The sequence below is a fragment of the Streptomyces lichenis genome (assembly GCF_023218175.1).
GTDB classification, from domain to species: Bacteria; Actinomycetota; Actinomycetes; order Streptomycetales; family Streptomycetaceae; genus Streptomyces; species Streptomyces lichenis.
This window is the reverse complement of the sequence record NZ_JALPTH010000013.1, coordinates 138128-161252: the sequence shown is the minus strand read 5'-3', so window position 1 is coordinate 161252 and position 23125 is coordinate 138128. Positions and strand designations below refer to the sequence as shown.

At 74.8% G+C, this 23125-nt stretch carries 20 protein-coding genes; 8 read left to right on the top strand and 12 right to left on the bottom strand.

What is annotated here, in order from left to right; genetic code table 11:
• Positions 1 to 16: 16 nt before the first annotated feature.
• Positions 17 to 3187 (bottom strand): AfsR/SARP family transcriptional regulator, encoded by a 3171-nt coding sequence (locus M1O15_RS15520; RefSeq protein WP_248634414.1) that lies wholly within the window; start codon positions 3185 to 3187, stop codon positions 17 to 19.
• A 497-nt stretch (positions 3188 to 3684) separates the two neighbouring features.
• On the opposite strand from M1O15_RS15520, the gene M1O15_RS15515 reads away from it, so the two are divergent.
• From M1O15_RS15515 to M1O15_RS15500, 4 genes are all read left to right on the top strand, one after another.
• A complete protein-coding gene (locus tag M1O15_RS15515; RefSeq protein WP_248634413.1) occupies positions 3685 to 4344 on the top strand; it encodes a M15 family metallopeptidase in 660 nt (219 codons plus the stop codon).
• Between the two features lie 99 nt (positions 4345 to 4443).
• Positions 4444 to 5004, top strand: a complete 561-nt coding sequence (locus M1O15_RS15510) for an RNA polymerase sigma factor (RefSeq protein WP_248634461.1) — start codon at positions 4444 to 4446, stop codon at positions 5002 to 5004.
• 91 nt (positions 5005 to 5095) lie between these two features.
• Complete coding sequence (locus tag M1O15_RS15505) at positions 5096 to 5977, top strand: C40 family peptidase (protein ID WP_248634412.1); 882 nt, start codon at positions 5096 to 5098, stop codon at positions 5975 to 5977.
• 43 nt (positions 5978 to 6020) lie between these two features.
• Positions 6021 to 6782 carry a M23 family metallopeptidase gene (locus tag M1O15_RS15500; RefSeq protein WP_248634411.1) on the top strand — a complete coding sequence of 254 codons (762 nt, stop codon included), beginning with the start codon at positions 6021 to 6023 and terminating at the stop codon, positions 6780 to 6782.
• A gap of 92 nt (positions 6783 to 6874) precedes the next feature.
• Here the strand turns inward: M1O15_RS15500 and M1O15_RS15495 are convergent, their stop codons facing one another.
• Positions 6875 to 7264, bottom strand: a complete 390-nt coding sequence (locus tag M1O15_RS15495) for a hypothetical protein (RefSeq protein WP_248634410.1) — start codon at positions 7262 to 7264, stop codon at positions 6875 to 6877.
• A gap of 235 nt (positions 7265 to 7499) precedes the next feature.
• Between M1O15_RS15495 and M1O15_RS15490 the strand changes: the two genes are divergently transcribed.
• Together M1O15_RS15490 and M1O15_RS15485 are read left to right on the top strand one after the other, a co-directional pair.
• A complete protein-coding gene (locus M1O15_RS15490; RefSeq protein ID WP_248634409.1) occupies positions 7500 to 8717 on the top strand; it encodes a hypothetical protein in 1218 nt (405 codons plus the stop codon).
• Positions 8718 to 8749: 32 nt separating this feature from the next.
• Positions 8750 to 9130, top strand: coding sequence for a hypothetical protein (locus M1O15_RS15485; RefSeq protein ID WP_248634408.1), 381 nt, complete (start codon positions 8750 to 8752; stop codon positions 9128 to 9130).
• A gap of 557 nt (positions 9131 to 9687) precedes the next feature.
• On the opposite strand, the gene M1O15_RS15480 is transcribed toward M1O15_RS15485, so the two are convergent.
• Positions 9688 to 10362: a TetR/AcrR family transcriptional regulator gene (locus tag M1O15_RS15480; RefSeq protein ID WP_248634407.1), complete on the bottom strand. Its 675-nt coding sequence runs from the start codon at positions 10360 to 10362 to the stop codon at positions 9688 to 9690.
• A gap of 161 nt (positions 10363 to 10523) precedes the next feature.
• Here M1O15_RS15480 and M1O15_RS15475 point away from each other — a divergent pair, with 161 nt between their 5' ends.
• The gene (locus M1O15_RS15475) at positions 10524 to 12134 is read left to right on the top strand and encodes an oleate hydratase (protein ID WP_248634406.1); all 1611 of its coding nucleotides are present in this window, start codon (positions 10524 to 10526) and stop codon (positions 12132 to 12134) included.
• Between the two features lie 47 nt (positions 12135 to 12181).
• Here the strand turns inward: M1O15_RS15475 and M1O15_RS15470 are convergent, their stop codons facing one another.
• The 3 genes from M1O15_RS15470 to M1O15_RS15460 all read right to left on the bottom strand — a co-directional run bounded on the left by M1O15_RS15470 (position 12182) and on the right by M1O15_RS15460 (position 16504).
• On the bottom strand, positions 12182 to 13885 hold the full coding sequence (locus tag M1O15_RS15470; protein ID WP_248634405.1) for an MDR family MFS transporter: 1704 nt from the start codon (positions 13883 to 13885) through the stop codon (positions 12182 to 12184).
• On the bottom strand, positions 13882 to 15102 hold the full coding sequence (locus M1O15_RS15465) for a glycosyltransferase (protein WP_248634404.1): 1221 nt from the start codon (positions 15100 to 15102) through the stop codon (positions 13882 to 13884). The genes M1O15_RS15470 and M1O15_RS15465 overlap by 4 nt, the downstream gene beginning before the upstream one ends.
• Positions 15103 to 15184: 82 nt before the next feature.
• A complete protein-coding gene (locus M1O15_RS15460; protein WP_248634403.1) occupies positions 15185 to 16504 on the bottom strand; it encodes a UDP-glucose dehydrogenase family protein in 1320 nt (439 codons plus the stop codon).
• A 182-nt stretch (positions 16505 to 16686) separates the two neighbouring features.
• On the opposite strand from M1O15_RS15460, the gene M1O15_RS15455 reads away from it, so the two are divergent.
• Positions 16687 to 17442, top strand: coding sequence for a TetR/AcrR family transcriptional regulator (locus tag M1O15_RS15455; protein WP_248634402.1), 756 nt, complete (start codon positions 16687 to 16689; stop codon positions 17440 to 17442).
• Between the two features lie 21 nt (positions 17443 to 17463).
• Here the strand turns inward: M1O15_RS15455 and M1O15_RS15450 are convergent, their stop codons facing one another.
• The 6 genes from M1O15_RS15450 to M1O15_RS15425 all read right to left on the bottom strand — a co-directional run bounded on the left by M1O15_RS15450 (position 17464) and on the right by M1O15_RS15425 (position 23057).
• Positions 17464 to 17970 carry an O-acetyl-ADP-ribose deacetylase gene (locus M1O15_RS15450; RefSeq protein ID WP_248634401.1) on the bottom strand — a complete coding sequence of 169 codons (507 nt, stop codon included), beginning with the start codon at positions 17968 to 17970 and terminating at the stop codon, positions 17464 to 17466.
• A gap of 5 nt (positions 17971 to 17975) precedes the next feature.
• Entirely contained in the window at positions 17976 to 19394 is a 1419-nt protein-coding gene (locus tag M1O15_RS15445; protein ID WP_248634400.1) for a phytoene desaturase family protein, read from the bottom strand.
• A 183-nt stretch (positions 19395 to 19577) separates the two neighbouring features.
• Positions 19578 to 20414, bottom strand: coding sequence for an inositol monophosphatase family protein (locus M1O15_RS15440; protein ID WP_248634399.1), 837 nt, complete (start codon positions 20412 to 20414; stop codon positions 19578 to 19580).
• A gap of 106 nt (positions 20415 to 20520) precedes the next feature.
• Positions 20521 to 21933 (bottom strand): amidase, encoded by a 1413-nt coding sequence (locus tag M1O15_RS15435; RefSeq protein WP_248634398.1) that lies wholly within the window; start codon positions 21931 to 21933, stop codon positions 20521 to 20523.
• Positions 21934 to 22046: 113 nt separating this feature from the next.
• Positions 22047 to 22391: a hypothetical protein gene (locus M1O15_RS15430; RefSeq protein ID WP_248634397.1), complete on the bottom strand. Its 345-nt coding sequence runs from the start codon at positions 22389 to 22391 to the stop codon at positions 22047 to 22049.
• A gap of 9 nt (positions 22392 to 22400) precedes the next feature.
• Positions 22401 to 23057 (bottom strand): TetR/AcrR family transcriptional regulator, encoded by a 657-nt coding sequence (locus M1O15_RS15425; protein WP_248634396.1) that lies wholly within the window; start codon positions 23055 to 23057, stop codon positions 22401 to 22403.
• Positions 23058 to 23125: the final 68 nt, after the last annotated feature.

Here is a 23125-nt window from a genome sequence, read left to right as displayed (position 1 = left end):
GGACGGCGTGCGCCGGCTAGCGGGAGCCGGGCCGCACGGCCGGAGGCTCCAGGGCCTCACGGCTGCCGAGTTCCCGGAAGACGGCCCCCGCCTCCTCCTCGTAGCGGCGACCGGTGTCCACCGCGCCCTCGGCCACGGCGGCGCGGGCCAGGTCCCGCAGGGTACGGGCCCGCCACAGCGGCAGCGCCAGCCGCTCCCACAGCGCCAGCGCCTGGCGCAGGGTCTCCGTCGCCCGCGGCAGGTCGGAGGCGGCGAGGTGCCACTCTCCGAGGGTCCGCAGGACAAGGGCCTCGCCGAACAGGTCCTGTCGCTCACGGGTGATCTCCAGGCACCGGTCGAGGCGCCGCCGGGCCTCGGCCAGCCGGCCCTGCCGCACCTCGACCTTGGCCAGGGCCTGGCTGGCGTACATGACACCGAAGGCGTCGTCCGTCTCCTCGAAGACGGCCAGGGACCGCCGCAACAGGCCCTCCGCACCCGGCAGATCACCGCGCGCCCGGTGGCACAGCCCCAGCGCGCGCAGCGCCAGGGCCTCCCCGTGGCGGTCCCGGGCGGAGACATACAGGTCGAGTGAGCGGGACAGCGCGTCCCAGGCCTCCTCGTCATGCCCCCGGTCGCGGTGGACGGACCCGATCCCGTAGAGCACATGGGCCATCGGCGCGCCGTCCTCCGGCTCCCGGTAGTGGGTCAGCGCGGAGGTGAGCAAGGCCAAGGCCTGGTCGTAGCGGGCCTGTTCGCGGCGGGCCGTGCCCATGCCGGTCAGCGCCTCCGCGCGGCCCCGCCGCACCTCCCGCTCCTCGAAGAGGCGCAGTGCCGTGGCGAAGTAGGTGTGGGCATCCTCGTACCGGTCCTGCTCCAGGCGGAGCCGGCCGAGGCCGTTGAGCAGCCAGGCCTCGCCCTCGACGTCCCCGCTGCGGCGCACCGCCTCCAGGGCCGTGCCATGGGAGCGGGACCAGGCGTCGAACTGGTTGTAGAGCGCGGCGGACGCGGCCGTCAGCGCGGTGGCGAGCTCGCGGGCGGCGTCGGACATCCCGTGCTCGGCGCAGTGGGTGACCGCGGCCAGCAGGCACCGCTGCTCGGCGGCGAACCAGGCGGTGGGCTCCCCCGGCAGGACCCCCGTCTCCCCCGCCGGTCCTTCCCCCACGGCCCAGGTGCCCGTCTGCTCGTCCCGGGAGGCGACCGGCGGTTCGCCCCTGTGAGGGACCGGGAGGAGGCGCGAGGCACCGCCCGGGCCGCGGGCCGCCGCCTCGCGGGCCAGTGCCAGCCAGCGGTCCACCAGCCGCTGCACCGCCGCCCCGCGCTCCCGCGGGTCCTCGTCGGCCAGGGCACGCTCCCGGGCATGCTCGCGCGCCAGGTCGTGGATGCGGTAGCGGGTCAGACCGGTCTCGTCGGTACGGACGACCTCCACGAAGTGGCAGTCCACCAGCTGTTCGACGGCGTCCTCGGCCTCCTCCGGGTCCACGTCGAGGAGCGGCCCGGCGATCCAGGCGGCGAAGTCGGGCAGGTCCATCAGGGCCAGGCGGCGCAGGGCACGCTGCCCTTGCGGGTCGAGGTCGGCGTAACCGAGCCCGAGACTGGCGCGCACCTCCAGGTCGCCGACCCGCAGTTCGTCCAGGCGGTGGCGCTCGTCCCGCAGCCGGGCGGCGAGCCGGGCCGGGGTCCAGTGCGGGCGGGCGGCGAGCCGGGCGCCGGCGATGCGGACGGCGAGCGGCAGGCGGCCGCAGAGCGCGACGACCTCGGCGGCCTGCTCGGGCTCCAGCGGCGGCCGGGCCGGGCCAGCCACCCGGGCCAGCAGTTCCCGGGCCTCGGTGTCGGTGGGCACGCCCAGGTCGAGATGGGCGGCGCCCTCCAGGGCGACCAGCCGGCGGCGGCAGGTGATCAGTACGGCCGACCCGCCGCCCGGGGGCAGCAGGGGCCGCAGCAGCGCCTCGCTGACCGCGTTGTCCAGGATGAGCAGCACCCGGCGCCGGGCGAGATGGGTGCGGTACAGGCCGAGCAGGTCCTCCTCGTCCCGGGCGGGGGTGTCGGGGTCGGCCCCGAGGGCGCGCAGCAGCCGGGCCAGGGCGTCCACGGTCCGTACCGGCTGGGAGTCCGAGGCGCGCAGGTCCACGAAGAGCTGCCCGTCGGGGAAGAGCGCGGCGGTGCGGTGGCCGACATGGACGGCCAGAGCGGTCTTCCCGGTGCCCGAGCGGCCGGAGACCACACCGATGGGCGGAGCGGTGCGCCGCGGGTCGCGCACCTGCTCCAGCAGGGTCGCGGCCCAGCGGATCTGCTCGGTGCGGCCGACGAAGTCGGAGACGTCGGGTGGGAGTTGGGAGGGTGACGGTCGGCGGTCGTCCCGGCGATCAGGCCCGGCGGCACCGTCCTCTCCGGCAGGCGTCCCGGCGGGTGCCGGTGCCGGTCCCGGTACGGGCGGGGCCGGGGGGCGGGGCGGCGCTCCCAGCACCGCGGTGTCCGACTGGAGCACGGCCCGGTGCAGGGCCCGCAGTTCCGGGCCGGGGTCGACGCCCAGTTCGGTACGGAGCAGCCGGCGGCCCTCGTCGTAGCAGCGCAGCGCCTCGGCCGCCCGGCCGGTGCGGAACAGCGCGGTCATCAGCTGGCCGCGCGGGCGCTCCCGCAGCGGGTGGGCGGCGACATGGGCGACGAGTTCGGCGACCAGGTCGCCGCGGCGGTCCAGGTCCAGTTCGGCGGCGAAGCGGAACTCCTGCGCCTCCAGCCGGAGTTCCCCCAGCCGCATGGCCTCGACCCGGGCGAAGCTCTGGCCCAGCCCCTCCAGGGCGTCCCGGCCGCGCCACAGCCCGAGTGCGGTCCGCAGGACGTCCACGGCCTCCTCGGCCCGCCCGTCGAGCGCCGCGTTCCGCCCCTCGGCGCACGCGGTCTCGAAGCGCCGGGCGTCCACGGCGGAGGGCGGGAACTCCGCGACGTATCCCGGGGAGCGGGTGCGGATGGCGTCCGCGCCCTCCCGTCCGGCCAGAGCGCGGCGCAGTCCGGACACATGCGAGGCGACCAGCGCCCGGGCGGTGGCGGGCGGGTCCTCGTCCCAGACCAGGTCGACCAGCCGTTCGGCGGAGACGACCTCGCCGAGATGTACCACCAGGGCGGCGAGAATGGCGGTCGGTTTCGCGCCGTTCAGCGGAATGCGCTGCCCTCCGCTCGACACCTCGACCGGACCCAGAAGGCGAACGTCCACCCTGACCCCCGATGTTCACGCTCCCCCGCGTCAGGGACAACATACCGGCGCCCGCGCGCGGGCATGCCGGTCGCCGCGCTGCCTACGGGCGCGGGGCGGCGCGGTGGGACGGCGGGTGGCTTGAACTCGCTGGGTGTCCGGTGAGGATTCCCCCCATTTCGCTGATGAGACTGTCCGGCTTTCGCCACGGAGGCCGTGCGGCGTCCGCCGCGGAGAGGGCGACATCCGTCGCGGAGACCGTTCGCCGTCCGTCCCGGAGGCCGTCCGTCCCGGAGACCGTTCGCCGTCCGTCCCGGAGGCCGTTGGCCGTTCGCCCCAGAGGCCGTCCGCCGCGGAGGGCGTGCGGCTTCCACCTCGGTGACGGAGCGGGCCCGCCGCCCGTATGAGCGCCACCGGAACGGATCTCTCTCCCCCCGGTCAGCCCTCTGCAGGACGTTGCAGCGCTTCCTGCAGAGGGAATGCAGCGCTCCTGCAGAGCCCGCCCCGACGCTGTGAGCGTGACGGACCTCATCCTCCTCTCCGACCACCGGGTGGCCGGTACACCTGTCCGCGAGACAGGTGAACCGCTGCTCGACGTAAGGGAGTTCCCCGCGCTGGGGGTCGACCCGCGCAAGGCCGACGACGACGGCTCGTACGCCCGGCTGAGGGCCGGGGTGCTGCGCCGGCTGCTGCTCGCGCAGCAGGCGCTGCCCTCGGGTGTGCGCCTGCTGATGGTGGAGGGCTTCCGGCCCCCCGCCCTGCAGTGCCGCTACTTCGACGCCTACGCGGCCACCCTGCGCGCCGCCCACCCGGACGCCCCGGCCGACCGGATACGCGAGCTGGCCAGCGCGTACATCTCGCCCCCGGAGGTCGCCCCGCATGTCAGCGGTGGCGCGGTGGATCTGACCCTGTGCACCGGGGACGGTACGGAGCTTCCGCTCGGCACCGAGGTCAACGCCACCCCGGAGGAGAGCGAGGGCCGTTGCCGCACCGCCGCGGACGGTCTCACCGCCGAGGCGCGGGCCAACCGCGAGCTGCTGGGCCGGGCGATGACGGCCGCCGGGTTCGTCAACTACCCGACCGAGTGGTGGCACTGGTCGTACGGCGACCGGTACTGGGCGCTGCTCACCGGGGCGCCGGCGGCCCTCTACGGGCCGGCCGCCCCGGCCCGCCCATGACAGAAGCGCACGACAGAAGAACGACGGGGGAACACCGTGGAGCACACCCGCCCGACACCGACCATCACCACCGACCGATCGACCGCCACCGACGAACCCATGACCATCGCCGAGTTCGACGAGGTCTTCACCACCGTGATGCCCAGGCTGCGGCGCCGGCTGCTGGCCCTCACCGGCAACCCGCATGACGCCGACGATCTGCTCCAGGAGACCTACCTCAGGCTCTCCCGCCGGGCGCGCAGCCGCACCCTGGCCCGGCAGCGGCAGCCGTACGCCTACGCCTGCGCGGCGGCGCTGAACCTGCTGCGCGACCTGTGGCGGCACCCGTCGCACCAGGAGCGCTGCACCGACCAGCTGCCCGAGCAGAGCTGGGACGGCGGCTTCGCGGGCCGGGAGGCCGAGGCGGTGGCGACCGCCCTGCTGCGCGGGCTGTCCCCCAAGGAGGCGGCCGCGGTGATCCTGGTCGACATCGAGGATCTCACCCACGACATGGCGGGTGAACGGCTCGGCGCCCACCGGGGCACCGTGCAGCGCAACCGGATGCGCGGGCTCGCCAAGATCCGCGCCACCCTCGACGCGGCCCCGCCGCGGGCATACGAACGCCCCGCCGCTCCCGTCCCCTTCCCACAGGGGCACACCCGGCCCACCCGCGCGGCTTGACCTGTCGCGCCACGGCCGCCCCACCCACCCACGTACGTCCCACTCCACTTCCGCACCCGCACCCGCACAGGAACCATCCCGGGGGAACCGCATGCACCGCACCAACCGCACCATGGCGGCGGCCGGAGGACTGCTGCTCGCCACCGCACTGAGCTGTACGGGTACGGCGACGGCCGCCGCGCCACCGCTCCCCGCCACGGCCGCGACGGTCGCCGCCGCCGACTGCCGTCCGCAGGCGGACACTTCCGAACAGGCGCGGGCCATCGTCGACGCCGCCTGCTCCCAGCTCGGGGTGCCCTACTCCTGGGGCGGCGGCTCCCTCCACGGGCCGACCTACGGCCAGGACTACCCCGGGGGCGGCCCGGGCGCCCACGACAGCAAGGTGAAGGGCTTCGACTGCTCGCACCTGGTGCAGTACGCGGCGTGGCAGGGCGCGGGGATCGCGCTGCCCGAGGGGTCCTGGAACCAGGCCCAGTGGAGCGGCGCCACCGCCCGGTTCTCCCGCGACCAGGGGCTCGGCCCGCTGCAACCGGGCGATCTGCTGCTCTGGGGCTCCAACCCGGCGAACCTCAACAGCGTCCACCACATCGCCGTCTACCTCGGCGGCGGCAGGATGGTCGAGGCCCGGGAGTCGGGGACGCTGGTCATGGTCAGCGATGTACGGCTGAACGCCCAGTACGCGGGTGCCCTGCGGATCGCCGGCACCGAGCAGCCGCCGGCCGGCACCAAGCGGTTCATAACCTGGGGCACCGGGGTCGGCCTCCGTCCGGAGCCCGGCACCGGGAAGCCGCCGGTGGTCCGGCTGCCCGGCCCCACCGCGGTGGACGTCCAGTGCCAGCAGCGCGGCGAGGTGGTCAACGCCGAGGGCTACCGCAACGACGCCTGGTCCTACCTGCCGAAGTACCGGGCCTGGATCTCCAACATCTACATCGACGACCCGGCGGCCTGGCTGCCCGGTGTCCCGACCTGCTGACCACCTCTTCCCTCTCCTCGCCCTACTCATCGGAGTCGCCCTCATGCGCACCACACCCCTCCGCCTGCTCGCCGCCGCGGCCGTCGCGGCCGGACTGCTCCCGCTCACCGCCGGCGCGGCCGAGGCGGCGCCGCCCGCCAAGCCCGCCGGCTACGCCGGGTCCTGCCCGGCCGCCGGAACCATCACCCAGGGATGGCACTCCGGGCACGACGGCGTGGACATCGCCAACAACCGCGGTACGCCCATCTACTCGGCCGGCCCGGGCACGGTCATCGTCTCCGGCCCGGCCAGCGGCTACGGCCAGTGGATCCGCATCCGGCACGACGACGGCACGGTCACCGAGTACGGGCACATGTACGAGCGCCTGGTCTCGGTGAACCAGCGGGTGAGCAGCGGCCAGTTGATCGCACGGATGGGCTCCGAGGGCCAGTCCACTGGCCCCCACCTGCACTTCGAGGCGCACAGCTCCACCTCCAGCACCCGGGGCATGGACCCCGGGCCGTATCTCTCCGCGCGCGGGGTGGGCCTGCCGTGCACCCCGGGCGGGGGGACGCCGGGGACCAACTTCACCACCTGGGGCACCTCGGTCCGGGTGCGGGCCGACGCCCGGCTGAACGCGGCGGTGGTGCGCACACTGAGCGGGCCGACGCCGGTCCACGTGGACTGCCAGAAGCGCGGTGACCTGGTCGAGGCCGAGGGCTACAAGAACGACGCCTGGTCCCACATCCCCGCGCTCGGCGGCTATGTCAGCAACATCTACATCGACCACCCGGACGCCTGGCTGCCGGGCGTGCGCACCTGCTGACCGGAGCCCGCGGCGGTGATCCTGGCCACCGCCGCGGTCCTCCTGGCTCCCCCGGGACCACCACCGCGGTCCCGGGGGCATCAGGCCCGTCGTCAGCTCGGGCAGCGGCCCACGGAGTCGGAGGGGTCCTTGCCGATGTTGACGTTGCCGCCCCAGGCCCACACATCGCGGTACGGGCCGTTGCCGATCACCGAGTCATGGACGGTGCCCCGGTACCAGACGTCCGTGCGGTAGCCGCCGGCGGTGACCGGCTGGCCGTGCACGTAGCAGACGCCGTCCAGGTAGTAACGGTCCCTGCTGGAACCGGTGTTGAGGATCGGCACGTTCTGGGTGTTCGGCAGCGAACGGATGTTGCTGTTGGTCTGCAGGGAGACGTAGAACCCCGCGGCCCCGGCGTGGGCGGTGCCGGTCGCGGTGGACAGGGAGAGCGCGGCGACGGCGGCGAGACCCGCGGCGGCGCGGCGGACGAGGTGCTGGGACATGGGTGCTCCGGACGGTACGGGCCCGGCGTGGCCGGGACGGAATCGGACGAGTCGGCACAGGGCCAGGGCGCCCGAGCGGGGCCCGTCTCCCCGACGTACCGCGACCGCCGTCCGTATGAGTCTCGCTCCCCCGGTGGAAGGCCTCCCTCATACGGCCCGGGGGCCGCCCCCGTCTGCCCGACGACACCGACGCACCCACCCCAACGCCCTCGTATCGAACCGGAGGACAATAACAATGACCCCGAGCAGCACGCGTGGACGGCGCACCGCCCGTTCCACCCCCCACGGCGCGACCCGTCCGGGCCTCTGGGCCGCCACCGCCCTCGCCGCCCTGCTGTGCACCACCGCGGCCACCACCGGCGCCGCCAACGCCGCGAACGCTCCCTCCCCCTCCCCGCCCCCGGCCGGTGCCTCCGCCCGGGCCGAGGTGCCGGCCGGGGTGACGGCGGGAGTCGCCGTCTTCGACCGCCACACCGGCGCGTTCACCGAGCAGCTGAACACCTCGGCCCAATTCCGTTCGGCCTCCGTGGTCAAGCTGCTGATCGCCCTGGACCTGCTCTGGGGCCGCAGCCCCGACGCCCTGTCCGCCGCCGACCGAGCCAGGGTCGACACCATGCTGCGGGGCAGCGACGACGCGGCCGCGAGCGCCTTCTGGTCCGCGAACGGCGGGGGCGCGATCGTCGACCGGATGGTCTCCCGCCTCGGTCTGACGGACACCGCCCGGCCTCCGGCCACCCACCCCGGCTACTGGGGCTACACGGCCCTCTCGGCCCGTGACACCGTGCGGATCTACCGCCATCTGCTGGACTCCGCCCCGGCCGCGGTACGCGACTACCTCCTCGGCGATCTGCGGCAGTCCACCCGCTGTGCCACCGACGGCTACGACCAGCACTTCGGCATCGCCGGCTCCTTCGACCGGCCCTGGGCGGTCAAGCAGGGCTGGTCCGGCTTCAGCTCGGGCGGCTGCACCTCCACCCCCGCCGCCACCCGCACCCAGGCCCCGCCCGCCTCCTCCCCGACCGGAGCCGACGCCGTCGACCTGTCCCGCCCGGCGCTGCACACCACGGGCGTGGTGGGCGCGGGCGACCGCACCATCGTGGCCGTCCTCACCCTGCACCCGAGCGGTACGTCCTACGGCAAGGCGTACAGCGACGTCGGCCGGCTGACCCGCTCGCTGAACGTGCCCGGCGCCACCCGGCCGGCCGGGACCTGGGTCGGCACCTGGGGCAACGGGGTACGGGTCCGCACCTCGACCTCGACCACCTCCGGCGCGATCACCGCCCTGCCCGCCGGCGTCGAGGTCCTGGTCCGCTGCCAGAAGCGCGGCCAGGAGGTCAGCGTCCCGCCCTACGTCAACGACTGGTGGGCCCATCTCCCCCAGTACGGCGGCTATATGACCAACATCTACCTCAGCGTGCCGGAGAACCAGGTCCCCGGCGTACCCGTCTGCTGACCCCCTTCCCCACCCCGACCCGAGGAGAGCCCATGAACAAGCGCGTGCTCGCGACCCTGGCAGCGGCGATGTCCGCCACCGCCATCCTGGCGACGGCCCCGCCGGCCACCGCCGAACCCAACCCGCCAGGCTGCGAGAAGGGCTACTTCTGCATCTACTCCGGCGAGAGCGCCACGGGACGTCTGGTGCACAAGTCCTCGGGCAACTGGTCGGGCTCGATGACAGGCCTGTCCATCTTCAACAACGGCCGCCCCCAGCCCGGTTACGACCACATCCAGTTCGACTGGAGGTGGAAGAACGGCGGCGGCGGTTCCTCGACCTGCCTCCACTACAACCCCGGCCCTGGCGCCTACATCAACACCTTCGGCGACGAGGTCGTCTTCACCAAGGTGGTCTGGCGCGGCGAGTGCTAGGAGCGACGGGGCCGCCGCTCTGTGCGTTCAACACATGCAATGCGGCAACTCCAATATGCGGCAAGCCCGTTAAAGTGGTCCGCCATGCCTGACGACCCAACTCACCGCCGCAGCAACAGGAGCCCTCTTCGAAGAGGTAAATAAACGGCAAAGCGCGACTGACTGCCCAGGTCGCGAAGATGTGTTCCCCGCGCAAGCGGGGGTGTTCCATCCGCGGCCCGGTCGGCGTACCGCTGCGCCTCGTGGTCCCCGCGCGAGCGGGGGTGTTCCGCGGGATTCCGCCTGATCGACCCCGATGACCAGGTGGTCCCCGCGCGAGCGGGGGTGTTCCGCGCGCGAAGGAGCGCTACGAGTGGTCCCCGCGCGAGCGGGGGTATTCCGGACTCGGCCTCAGTGCGCCGGGCGCAGGTGCTGTGGTCCCCGCGCGGGCAGCCCCCGGCTTCCGGTCGGGCGGCACACGCGGTCCGCAGGCGTCGGAGGCGACGGTCACGTCGAACGCGGCCGAGGTGCCGGCCCCTGTCGCAGTGCAGCGCGGGGACCGCACGGCAGCGGATCGCCTACGTCTGCTCCCGCCCTTCCTCCGCACCCTCCGGCTTCGTCCGTACGCCGAGCAGGTGGTCGATCGACGTCTGCAGGCGGGTGGTGAGGTCGTCGGCGGGGGCGCGGCCCATGCAGACGCGCACGATGTCCATGTACATGGTCGAGTAGACGGCGTGCGCGGTCCGGTCGAGACCGGGTGCCGGGCGGGCGCCCGCGTGAAGGCGAAGGATCTCCTCGATCGCGGACTCGACGCGGGCCACCTGTTCGGCCGCCCGCTCGCGTTCGGGCCCGGTGCCGAAGAGCGTCTCGCGCTGGTAGACGGCCGTGTTCTCCGGGTGCCGGGAGCCGGCGTCGACCAGGGGGGCCACCAGGGCGAGGATCGCGTCGGCGGGCGCGGCCCCGCTGCGGGCGAGCGCGAGTCCCTGCTCGACACCCAGCCGGAGCTGTTCGTTCATGACCAGCATGAGGAGCCCGGCCTTGGAGCCGGCATGGCGGAACAGGGTGCCGGTGCCGACGTCGGCGGCGTCGGCGATCTGCTGGGTGGCCACGGCCGCGTAGCCGTGCTCGGCGAACAGCGCGCTCGCCGCTACCAGGATCCGGTCGAACTTGTCCCGCTTGTTGCGCTCGCGGCGGCCGCCCGGCCGTGCGGCCGGGGCCGGTTCCGGCGGGGGCGGCGGTGAGCTGGGCGGCATGGGCGCCTTTCCGCGGGCGGGAGGCCGCCGGCTGGGCCGAACGGCTCTGTTCCGGAGGGTGGCCGGGGCCGAAGGTCCCGTGTCCGCTCAGGATAGGCGGAGGGAGGGGAGAACGGGACTACGCTCAAAACGGAGCCCAGTCCGAAATAGAGGTGTAGACGATGAGCGGCAACGACAACCGGCAACTGTGGATCGTCGGCGGCGGGATCGCCGGCATGGCGGCGGCGGCCTTCGCCATCCGGGACGCCGGCCTGCCCGGTGAGCGGATCCACATCCTGGAGGAACTGGACATCGAGGGCGGCTCGCTGGACGGCGCCAAGTCCCCGGCCCACCAGGGCGCCTATGTGACGCGCGGCGGACGGATGCTGGAGGAGGAGGCGTACCGGTGCGTCTGGGACCTCTTCGCCTCGATCCCGTCCCGGGACGACGCCGGCACCAGCGTCACCGACGAGATCCAGGCCTTCAACGAGAAGGTCCGGACACACGCCCGGGCCCGCCTGATCGACGCGGAGCACCGGATCCTGGACGCCGCCGACTTCGGCTTCTCCGCTCGGGACCGCGGCGAGCTGTCCCGCCTCATGGGCACCCCGGAGAAGCTGCTCGGCAGCAAGCGGATCGACGAGGTGTTCGGCCCGCACTTCTTCACCACCAACTTCTGGCAGATGTGGCGTACCACCTTCGCCTTCCAGCGCTGGCACTCCGCCGCCGAACTGCGCCGCTACTTCCTTCGGTTCGTCCAGGAGTTCCCCCGCATCCACACCCTGTCCGGGGTGCGCCGCACGGTCTACAACCAGTACGACTCCATGGTGGTGCCGCTCCAGCGCTGGCTGACCGCGCAGGGCGTGGACGTGCGCTTCGGCACCCGGGTCCTGGACGTCGACTTCCAGGGCACGTCGGCCACCGGCCGCCGCGCCACCTGCCTGCATGTGCAGGACGCCGACGGCACCCGGCGCATCGACCTCGGACCCGACGACCACACCCTGCTGACCCTCGGCTCCATCACCGCCGACGCCACCTACGGCGGCAACGACACCGTGCCGGAACTGGTCCGGGACCGCCGCGACCAGGGCTGGTCCCTGTGGGAGGCCATCGCCCGCAAGGCCGACGACTTCGGCCGGCCGATGTCCTTCTACGGCAGCGTCGACGAGCACAAGTGGGAGTCGTTCACCCTCACGATGCGCGACGACGCGCTGCTCAGGCGCATCGCCGCCTACACCGGCAACGAGCCGGGCACCGGCGCCCTGATGACCTGGGTCGAGTCGGGCTGGCACCTGTCCATCGTGGTGCCCTACCAGCCGCACTTCCCCGACATGCCCGAGGGCACCTGCACCCTGTGGGGCTACGGCTTCGAGATCGACCGCCCGGGCGACCACGTCCGCAAGCCCATGGCCGAGGCGACCGGCAAGGAGATCCTCACCGAACTCGTGCGCCAGCTCGGCTTCGACGACCTCCTGGAGCACGTGCTGGAGACCACGGACGTGACCACGGTGATGATGCCGTACGCCTCGGCCCTCTTCGCCTGCCGGGCGCCGGGGGACCGGCCGGAGGTCGTCCCCGACGGTGCCCGCAACTTCGCCTTCGCCGGCCAGTTCGTCGAGATGCCCGACGACGTGGTCTTCACCGTGGAGTACTCGGTGCACGCCGCGATGCTGGCCGTCTACACCCTGTTCGGCGTCGACCGGCCCATCCCGCCGATCTACCGCGGCATGCTCGACCCGAAGGTCGCCGCCCGCGCCACCCGCACCCTCCTCCAGGGCCGCGGCGACGACTGATCCGCCCCACCCCCGCGGCGCCTGGCACCGAAGGACGGCGGGGTGGCTCAGGCGCCCTGCGGGCTCGTCCCCGAGGGGGGCTTCACCGGGGCGTCGCCGGAGGGCGGGGGCGGGGGCGAGGTGTCGGCGAGGGTGACGTCGGGGACCCGGGTGGCGGCGAGGACGCAGGCGAGGAGGGCGGTGGCCGTGCCGAGCAGGAAGGCGGCGTGCAGGCCGTCGAGGTAGCCCTCCAGGAAGGGGCGGGCGAGGGCGGAGGGGAGGCGGCCGAGGAAGGCGGTGTCCTCCAGGTCGACGGTGCCGTCCGGGCGCGTCACCGCGGCCAGGGTCTCGGCGTTGGCCGGGTCCTCGGCCAGGTGGCGGAGGGCGGGGTCGCGCAGGGTGGACGCCACGCGGGCGGTGACGCCGTCGGCGGCGAAGGCGAAGACCAGGGAGAGGAAGGCGGCCGTGCCCAGGGTGCCGCCGATGGAGCGGGAGAAGTTCACCCCGGCGGTGGCGGCGCCCATGTCGGCGCGCGGCACGTCGGACTGGGCCAGGGTGGTCATGGTCTGCTGCGCGGCCCCGAGTCCGGCACCCAGCAGCACCAGGCCGAGGGCGAGGTACCAGGGCGGGCTGTCGGGGTGGAGGGTGGAGAAGACCAGGAGTCCGGCGGCGAGGGAGGCGAGGCCGGCCACCAGGGCGGGCTTGGGCCTGCCCATATGGGCCACCAGGCGTCCGACGGCCAGGGTCACCGCCACGTTCGCGGCGGTGCTGGGCAGCATCGCCAGTCCGGCGGCGGCCGGGTCCATCCCGCGGGCGAGCTGGAGGTAGAGCGGCAGCGCGGCCATCGCGCCGAACATCCCGATGGCCGCGCAGAAGTGCAGCAGCACGCCGAGGCGGAAGGTACGGATGCGGAGCAGGGCCGGCGGGAGCAGCGCCGCGGGTCCGGCGCGCCGCTCCAGCAGGGCGAAGGCGGTCCACCCGGCCGCGGAGGCCGCGTACAGGGTCAGCGCGATCGGGGAGGTCCAGCCGAGGTCGCGGCCCCGTTCCGCCACCAGCAGCAGCGGCACCACACCCACCACCAGGGCCAGCGCGCCGGGATGGTCGAGGCGGTGGCGGACCGGGCGGTGGGGCACCTGCCGCAGCACCCGCAGCAGTACGGCGAGGGCCAGCACGGAGAGGGGGACGTTGAGGAGGAAGATCCACCGCCATCCGGCCACCCCGGCCGGGTCACCCGCGCCCGCGAGCAGCCCGCCGACCAGCGGGCCGAGCACACTCGCCCCGCCGAACACCGCGGTGAACCAGCCCTGGTAGCGGCCGCGTTCTCGTGGGGTGGTGATGTCCGCGATCACGGTCATGGCCAGGGACATCAGCCCGCCGCCGCCGAGTCCCTGCACCCCGCGGAAGACGGCGAGCTGGGGCAGGGAGGTGGCGCAGCCGCAGAGCAGGGACCCGGCGGCGAACAGGGTGATCGCGGCGATGTAGAGGGGGCGGCGGCCGTGGATGTCCGCCAGTTTTCCGTACAGGGGGGTGGAGACGGTGGCGGTGATCAGGTACGCGGTGGTGATCCACGCCTGCGCGCTGGCGGCGTCCAGGTCGTCGGCGATGGTCCGCAGCGCGGTGAGCACCACCGTCTGGTCCAGGGCGGCCAGGAACATCCCCAGCATCAGCCCGGACAGCACGGTGACCACCTGCCGGTGCGCCAGCCGCTCGGGTGGCGGGGCCGGCGGCCGCGGGCCGTCCCCGGCGGACGGCCCGCGGTCCGCCGAGGTCACCGGGCCGCTCCGACCAGCTTCAGCAGGTCGTCCACCGCCGCCTCCACAGGGGGCAGTGCCAGCATCTCCAGCCGGGCCCGGCGCGCGGTGCGTCCGGCCTCCGGATCGGCCAGCACCGCCCGGCAGGCGGCGGCCACGGCCTCCGCAGTGCGCTCGGTGATCTGGCGGCCCAGCCCCAGTTCCTCGACCCGTTCGGCGTTGGGCTGCTGGTCGCCGAAGTGCGGCAGTACGGCCATCGGCGTGGCGGTGCGCAGCGCCTCGCGGACGCTGTTGAAGCCGCCGTGGGTGAGGAACAGGTCGGCCGTCTCCAGCACCAGCGGTTGCGGCAGCCAGTCGGTCAGGGTGATGTGCGCGGGCAGCGAGGCGGGGTCGATGTCGTCCGGCAGTATGCCGGAGGTGCCCACGACCACGGTGCAGTCGGTGAGTCCGGCTGTCGCGTCGAGGATGATCCGCAGCGACTCGCCGGGGTCCGGCACCGGAAAGCCGGTGTCGCCGGGCAGATACCGGCGGATGTGCGGCAGCGCGCTGCCGAGCGCGGCCCACACCAGGGGCCGGTCGGTGGGCAGCCGGGCGAACCAGTCGGGCAGCCGCGCGGAGCGGGTCACGCCGGTGGTCTGCTGGTAGGCGAGGGCGCCGGAGGAGTGCCGGGCGAAGGAGAAGGCCGCCGGGACGTAGTCGACCCGGCCGTGCGCCACCACCGACAGCGGATCGTCCCGCCGCGGCAGGCCGAGTTCGGCGCGCACCGCGTTGAGCGGTTCGTGCAGATCGGCCGGGTCGAGCACGTTGAGAGCGCCGGAGGGGGTCGGCAGCTGCGGTACGTCCAGCTCCTCGGCGACCAGGCAGGCTCCGAGGTCCATGCCGTCCCGCAGCACCAGATCCGGGCGGAAGGCCCGGGCCGCGGGCGCCTCCACCTCGTACATCGCCCTGGCCAGCGAGCCTCCCAGGGCTCGGGTGAGGTCGCGCATCCGGGCCTGCTGCGCCTCGGCGGGCGCCTGCGCCCCGAGCGGTCCGACACCGTCCCCGTCCTGGACGAGGGCGCCGGGGTCGAAGGCAGGCAGCAGGGGGTCCACGGTCACGTCGTCGTCGCCGAAGACCGTGGTCAGCTCGGGGGTGGTCAGCACCCGTACCTCGTGCCCGGCGGCGGCCAGCGCCCGTAACAGGGGGAGTTGGGCCCGGCCGTGGGAGGGGCTGCCGGTGGTGGTGCACAGGACGCGCATGGTGCTGCCTTTCGAAGAATGGGGATACGGGGTCCGCTGGGGGTGGGCGGGACGGGGCCCGCCGAGAGCTCCGGGCCGGGGCTCAGCCGGTGAGGACGCGGGGGCGGCCGAGGCCGTGCAGGGCCAGGCCGGCCCGGGCCAGGCGGTCGGGGTCGAGGACGCCGCGCGGGTCGTGGACGGTCCGGCCGCGCATGTGCCCGGCCATCCGCTCCCAGTCCAGGGCGCGGAACTCCGGCCACTCGGTGAGCACCACGCAGGCGTCCGCCCCGTCCGCCGCCTCGGTGGGGTCCTCCACCAGGGTCAGCAGGTCGCTTAGGTCGGTGGTCTCGGCGCTGAGCGCGGGGTCGGCGGCGACGAGGACGGCGCCCCTGGCCCGCAGCAGCCGGGCGACGGCCAGGGCGGGCGAGTCGCGCAGGTCCGCGGTGCCCGCCTTGAAGGTGAGGCCGAGCAGGGCGAGCCGCGCCCCGGCCAGTGAGCGGCCGCCGGCGTCCAGGTCGGCCGCGATCCGGTCCACCAGGTGGTGCTGGTGGGCGACGTTGGTCTCGATGGTGGCCCGCAGCAGGGGGAAGTCGACGCCGGCTCCCTCGCAGGCGGTGAGCAGCGCATGGGTGTCCTTGGGCAGGCAGGACCCGCCCCAGCCGGGCCCGGGGCGCAGGAAGGCCGGGCCGATCCGGGGGTCGAGGCCGATGGCCGCGGTGACCTCGGAGACGTCCGCGCCGACCGCGTCGCAGAGCACGGCGAGGTTGTTGGCGAAGGAGAGCTTCATGGCGAGGAAGAAGTTGGCCGCGTACTTGGCCAGTTCGGCGTCGGCCGCCGCGCAGCGCAGTACAGGGGCGTCCAGCGCCCGGTAGAGCCCGGCCACCCGGTCCAGGGCCGCCGGGTCGCCGCCGCCGATGACGATCCGGTCGGGGTGCAGGAAGTCGTGGACGGCGCTGCCCTCCCGCAGGAACTCGGGGTTGCTGAGCACCGGGACGTCGCTCCGGCCGAGGAGGGCGGCGACCCGCTCGGCGGTGCCCACCGGGACGGTCGACTTGTCGACCACGACGCAGCCGGCCGGCAGCCGGTGCCGGATCTGCCCGGCGACCGCCTCCACGGCGGCCAGGTCGGCGGCGCCGCCCAGCCCCATCGGCGTGGGCAGGCAGAGGAAGACCACCTCCGCGTCGTCCACCGCCGCGGCCGTGTCCCCGGTGAACGCCAGCCGGCCGCCGTCCAGTCCGTCCCGTACCAGCTCGTGGAGGTCCGGCTCCAGGAGGGCGACCTCGCCGCGGCGCAGGGCGGCGACCTTGGCCGCGTCGGCGTCCGCGCACACCACGCGGTGTCCCAGTGAGGCCAGGCAGGCCCCCGTCGTCAGACCCACGTAGCCGGTCCCGACGACCACCACACGACGGCTCTCTGCGGGCATCAGCCCTCACCCCTCCCGACGGTCGCTGCTGTCGAACCGGACTGTAGGTCGTCGGGCGGGTCTAGAGTCAACAGCCGATGACATCCGCTGATGACTTTTCGGACACCGGCCGGAGCGGGGAGCATGGCCCTCCGGCCGGCGGCACGGCGGGCCGGACGACGAGGGGTGACGAGGGCGTGGACGTGAGCGGATACCCGGTCCAGGGCGGTGGCGGGCGGGGGCGGCAACCTGCGCCGGAACCGTCCGGTGCGGCGGTACGGGGCGGGGAGGCGGCGGCGGACCACGGCGGCCCGCGACCGGGCGACCGACCCGCCGCGAGCCGTCCCGCGGCCGACGACACGCCGGAGACGCCCGCGCGGCGGCCGAAACGGCGCAAACGCAGCGCCGCGGGCACCCGCAGCGCCCTGATGGCCGCCGCGGCGCAGCGCTTCGGCGCCTACGGCTACGAGGGCACCAACCTGCGCGACATCGCCCGGGACGCCGGGGTGGACGCCGCGCTGGTCTACCGCTACTTCGGCTCGAAGGACGCCCTGTTCGCGGCGGTCTCCTGCCCCTCCGCGCTCTTCGACCCGCTGCTGGAGACCCCGCTGGACGAGGTGGCCGGCTGGCTCTGCGACTTCCTCGCCGGCGGCCCCCCGGCCGAGGAGATACCGCATCCGGTGGTGGCCGTGCTCAGCTCACCGGACCGCCAGACGGCCGTCCGGGAGTTCCGCGACAATCTGGCCGAGGTGTTCTCGGAGCGTTTCGCCGCCCGTCTGGACGGCCCCGACGCCCCGCTGCGGGCCGAGCTGGTGGCGGCCCTGCTGCTGGGTACCAGTCTGCTCGGCCGGGCGATCGGCACCCCGGCCCTGGCGCGGGCCTCGGAGGACGACGCCCTGCACCGCCAGCTGGGCAAGGCGATCGGCGCCCTGCTGCGGCCCGAGCCGGACGCCTTGTGATCGCGCGGTGCTCGGTGGTGGTCAGCCGGCCTGCGCGGCGAACGCCTCGTACGCCCGCTCGTCGAAGAGCACGAATCTGACCTCCTCCACCGAGGTCTCCGCCGCGCGGACCGTCTCCACGGCGATCCGCGCGGCGTCCTCCACCGGCCAGCGGTAGACGCCGGTGGAGATGGCCGGGAAGGCGACGCTGCGGGCGCCGAGCTCGTCGGCGACCCGCAGGGACTCGCGGTGGCAGGAGGCCAGCAGCTCGGAGCGGTCCTCCGTAGTGGAATGCACCGGGCCCACGGTGTGGATCACCCAGCGGGCCGGGAGCCGGCCGGCCGTGGTGGCGACGGCGCGGCCGGTGGGCAGGCCCTTGCCGTAGTGGGAGGCGCGCAGGTCCCGGCAGGCGGCCAGGATGTCGGGGCCGCCCTTCCGGTGAATCGCGCCGTCCACTCCCCCGCCGCCGAGCAGGGAGGAGTTGGCGGCGTTGACCACGGCGTCCACCTGCTGCTCGGTGATGTCGCCGCGGACAAGGACGATCTCCATGCCGGTCAGTCCTTTCTGAGGTGGCGCCAGACGGCCTTGGCCGCGTTGTGCCCGGACATGCCGTGGACGCCGGCGCCGGGCGGGGTGGCGGAGGAGCAGAGGAAGACGGCCGGGTGGGGGGTGCGGTAGGGGAACAGGGTGGGGCGGGGGCGCAGGACGAGCTGGAGCCCGGAGGCGGCGCCGCAGGCGATGTCCCCGCCGACGTAGTTGGCGTTGCGGGCGGCGATCTCGGGCGGGCCGGCGGTGGCGCGGGCGATGACCCGGTCGCGGAAGCCGGGGGCGAAGCGCTCGATCTGCCGCTCGATGGCCTCGGTGAGGTCGCCCTGCCAGGAGTTGGGGACATGGCCGTACGCCCAGAAGACGTGCTTGCCCTCGGGGGCGCGGGAGGGGTCGACCAGGCTGGGCTGGGCGGTGATGAGGAAGGGCACCTCGGGGGCGGCGGTGCCGCTGGAGGCCTGCTTCAGCGCGGTGGCGATGTCCCGGCTGCTCGGCCCGATCTGGACGGTGCCGGCGCGGCGGGGGGGCTCGGCGGTCCAGGGCACCGGGCCGTCCAGGGCGTAGTCGATCTTGAAGGCGGCGGCGCCGTAGCGGAAGGAGTCGTAGGAGCGGCCGAGGCCCGCGATCCGGGCGAGCGCGGTGGGCGAGGTGTCGAAGATGTAGGCGCGGGCCGGCGGGAGGTCGTCCAGCCGTTTGACCTCGTACGAGGTGTGGACGGTGCCGCCGAGGTCGCGGAGGTACGCGGTGAGGGCGTCCGCGATGGACTGGGAGCCGCCGCGCGGCAGCGGCCAGCCCACGGCGTGCGCGGCGAGGGCGAAGACCAGCCCGATGGCGCTGGAGGCCGGACCGCCGAACGGGGCCATCACATGGGCGACCAGCCCGCCGATCAGGGCGCGGGCCCGGTCGTCGCGGAAGCGCCGCATCAGCCAGGTGTACGGGGGGAGCCCGGCGATGCCGAAGCGGGCGAGGGTGACCGGGTCCCGGGGCAGCGCGCTGAGCGGCAGGGACATGAAGTCCCGGGCCAGGGTGTCCCACTTGCCGAGGTAGGGGGCGACCAGCCGGCGGTAGGTGCCGGCGTCCCGGGGGCCGAAGGAGGCGGCGGTCTCGGCGACGGAGCGGGCCAGCACGGCGGCGGTGCCGTCGTCGAAGGGGTGCGCCATCGGCAGCTCGGGGTGGAGCCATTCCAGGCCGTACCGGTCCAGCGGCATGTCCCTGAAGGCGGGTGAGCCGATGCCCAGCGGGTGGACGGCGGAGCACGGGTCGTGGCGGAAGCCGGGGAGGGTCAGCTCCTCGGTGCGGGCGCCGCCGCCGACGGTGTCCCGGGCCTCGAAGACGGCCGTGGAGAAGCCGCGGCGGGCCAACTCGACGGCGGCGGTCAGCCCGTTGGGCCCCGCCCCTACGACGACGGCATCGAGCATCGACGGCACCACGGCTCCTTCGTCAGCGGGTGTGAGCGGGTCGAGCGAGGTGAGCGGGTGAGCGGGTGACCGGGCCACCCGGTCGGGACCCTCCGGCCCCTGCGCGCCCATCCGGCCCTCCCGTGTCCGTCCGCCCCTCCCCCGTCCCTCCGGCCTATCCAGGACCATCAAGGATATGGGGTACGGAGGCGGTCATCCGGCGGTGGTGAGCAGCTCGCGTATCCGGGCGGCGGTGGCCGCGTCCCGGGCGGCGGTGAAGGGCAGGGCGTTGCCCCCGGCGATCCGGAACGGCTCACCGGTCAGGGTGGACTGGGCGCCGCCGGCCTCCTCGACCAGCAGCAGCCCGGCGGCGTGGTCCCAGGCGAACTCCCAGGAGAAGGCGACCGCGTCCAGCTCGCCGCTCGCCACCGCCAGGTACTCCAGCCCGGCCGCGCCGCAGGGACGGGCCCGGACGCCCTCGGTGTCCAGGCCGAGCAGGGCGGCCTTCTGGTCCGGGGTGGTGTAGTCCGGGTGGGACATGGCGACCCTGAGCGGCGCGCCCGCCTCGGGCGACCCCGCCCGCAGCTCGGCGCCGTCCAGCCGGGCGCCCCGGCCGCGTACCGCCGTCGCCATCCGGTCCCGGGCCGGGGCGAAGGTCCAGGAGGCGAGCACCTCGCCGCGCAGCGCCAGCGCGACCAGGGTGCAGAATCCGGCCTCGCCGCGGACGAACTGCCGGGTGCCGTCGACCGGGTCCACGATCCACACCGGGGCGTCGCGCTCCAGCGCCTCGTACACCGCCGGATCGGCGTGCACGGACTCCTCCCCCACCACCGCGGAGCCCGGCAGCAGCCGGGTGAGCGAGGCGGTGAGATGGGCCTCGGCGGCCCGGTCCGCCACCGTCACCACGTCGTGCGGCCCGCTCTTCTCGATCACCTCGTGCGCGGCGAGCTGCCGCCAGCGCGGAATGATCTCGGCGGCGGCCGCCTGGCGCACCGCCTCCTCCACTTGGCGCAGGGATCCGCTGGAGGGGTCGAGAAAGGCATCGATCATGCCTCCAAGCTAAGCACGCGCCTCCGACAATCCGGCCACCGGCCGAGCGGCGGGGGCCGGACAGCAGCAGAGGCACCCGGTCACCCGGAGTGCCGAGCGCGTGTCCTCAGGCGACCGCCGGTGGGACGTGGTCGTGCCAGCGGAGGTCGGCTTCCAGTTGGGCGGCGAGGGAGATGAGGCGGGGTTCGGTGGCGGCGGGGCCGAGGAGCTGGGCGCCGATGGGGAGGCCGTCGGGGGTGAGGCCGGCGGGGATGTTGACGGCGGGCCAGCCGAGGACGTTCCAGGGCCAGGCGTAGGGGCAGGCGGCGGCCATGGTGAGGTCGGTGCGCCAGCCGGACAGCCGGTCGAAGGCGCCGATGCGGGGCGGTGGGGCCGCGGTGGTGGGGGCGAGGATCACGTCGTGGTGGCGGAAGAGCGCGCCGACACGGGCGTGCTGGGCGGCCTCGCGGGCACGGGCGGAGCGCAGGGCGCGGCCGGCGAGGCGGTGGCCGGTGCGGGTGGCGCCCAGGGTGCGCGGGTCGAGCACGGCGGGGTCGGGGTGGCGGTCGGCGTACGCGGCGATGCCGGCGGTGGCGCGCGGCAGGAAGCCCAGGCCGATCAGGCCGTAGCGGGGGCGGGCCTCGGTGACGGTGTGGCCGAGCCGGGCCAGGGTCTCGGCGAGGGCGGTGACCGCGCGGCGGATGTCGGGGTGGAGCGGGGCGCGGGTGGCGGTGAAGGGCGGGCGCAGGGCGAGGGCGATCCGCAGCCGGCCGGGGTCGCGGCGGGCGGCGGCGGAGGCGTCCACCGGGGCGGGATGGTGGCGTTCGTCCTGGTGCGGCCCGGCCGCGGCGTCCAGGAGCAGGGCGGCGTCGGCGACGGTGCGGGCCAGCGGGCCGTTGACGGTGAGGCCCTCGAAGCAGTCGGTGTAGGGGTGGACGGAGACCCGGCCGCGCTGCGGTTTGATGCCGACGAGGTGGGTCCAGGCGGCCGGGATGCGGATGGATCCGGCGCCGTCCGAGCCGAGCGCGGCGGGCACCAGGCCCGCGGCCACGGCGGCGGCCGAGCCTCCGGAGGAGCCGCCGGGGGTGTGGCCGAGGTTCCAGGGGTTGCGGGTGGCCCCGAAGGCGGGCCCCTCGGTGAACGCCCACTGGCCCAGTTCGCAGGAGTTGGTCTTGCCGACGACCACCGCCCCGGCCGCCTTCAGCCGGCGTACCGCCTCCCCGTCGGCGGTGGCGGGCGGGATGTCGCCGCGGCAGCCGAACCGGGTGGGCAGCCCGGCCACGTCGGTGTCGTCCTTGACCGCGACCGGCACCCCGAGCAGCGGCAGCCGCTCCCCCGCCAGCAGCCGGCGGTCGGCGTCCTCGGCCTCGGCGAGCGCCTCCTCGGCGCGGGTGCAGCGAAAGGCGTTCACCGTGGGCTGGGCCGCCTCGATCCGCTCCAGACAGGCCCGGACCAGGTCGGCGGAGGTGGTGTGCCCCTCCGCCAACGACCGTGCCTGCTCGGTGAGTCCGGGGGGCGTGGCGGTGGTGTCGGTCGGCATGCGCGGAGCCTACTGAACGGTGCTACCGATGAGTAGAGGGCGACCGATTCCGATCCTCCTGGTACCGGAGGCCGCGGCGGAGGCCTCCGGGACCGCCGTCTGACCCGCCGCCCTCAGCCGCCGCCCCCGCCCCCTGCATCGGCGTCGGCGTCCAGCGCGGCCAGGCCGTCCTGCCAGCGGGTCCGGCGTTCGGCGGGCGACTGCTCCCACCAGGGGGTGCCCCGCTCCCCGAGGGCGACCTTGGCGGTCTGCACCCGGTCCCGGGCGGCGCGCTCGGCGGCCGGGTCGTCGGCCCGGCGGGCCGCGCCGACCGCGCGCCGGGCGGCCATCAGATGGGAGCGCAGCCGGGCGGCGGGCTCCTCGGGGATGTCCGGGTCGGTGGCCCGCCAGCGCCGCCCGCCGATGACGACGTACCGGCCGTCCGGCGTACGGTCGGGGCCGCCCTGTGGCGGATTCATCGGCGGGGGTCAGGTACGGACGGCACGCAGCCCCTCCAGAAGCAGTCGCAGCCCGAACTCGAAGTCGGCCGAGAAGTCCGTGCTGGTGAGTGCCGGCAGGGTGGCGGCGAGGTGTGGATACGCCCCCGCCGCCACCGCCTCGCGGAGGACGTCCGGATTGGCGGGTTCCCCCTCCCCCGGCCGCAGGGCGGCCTGCTCCTCCAGGGTGTGGCCGACGGTGAAGTTGGCGACGGCGTGGAGTGCGCGGGCCGCGTCGTGGTCGCCGAAGCCCGCCTCGCGCAGGACGCCGACCAGGCTGTCGGCGAAGCCGAGGGTGTTCGGGCCGGTCGAGTGCGTGCCGGCGAAGACGCGCGCGCCGTCGCGGTGGGCGAGCAGGGCCGTGCGCAGCGCGCGGGCGAGGCGCGCCGTCCGCTCGCTCCAGTCGCCGTCCTGCGGGGACTCGGTGACGCCGTCGACCATGAGCTCGGCCATCGCGGTGAGCAGGTCCTGCTTGGTCGCGAAGTAGCGGTACAGCGCGCCGGCCCGCACGTCCATGGCGTCGGCGAGCCGCCGCATGGTCAGTGCGTCGAGACCGCCCTCGTCCAGCAGGTCGAGGGCGGTGCGGATGGTGCGGGCGCGGTCGAGCCGGGCGGGCCGGCCCCGTGCCGGGCTTGACGGGGAGCTCATGGGCCTCACTATAGTGAACAACGTCCACGTGAACACTGTTCACTTAAGGGGCGAGACCTCTGACGCCC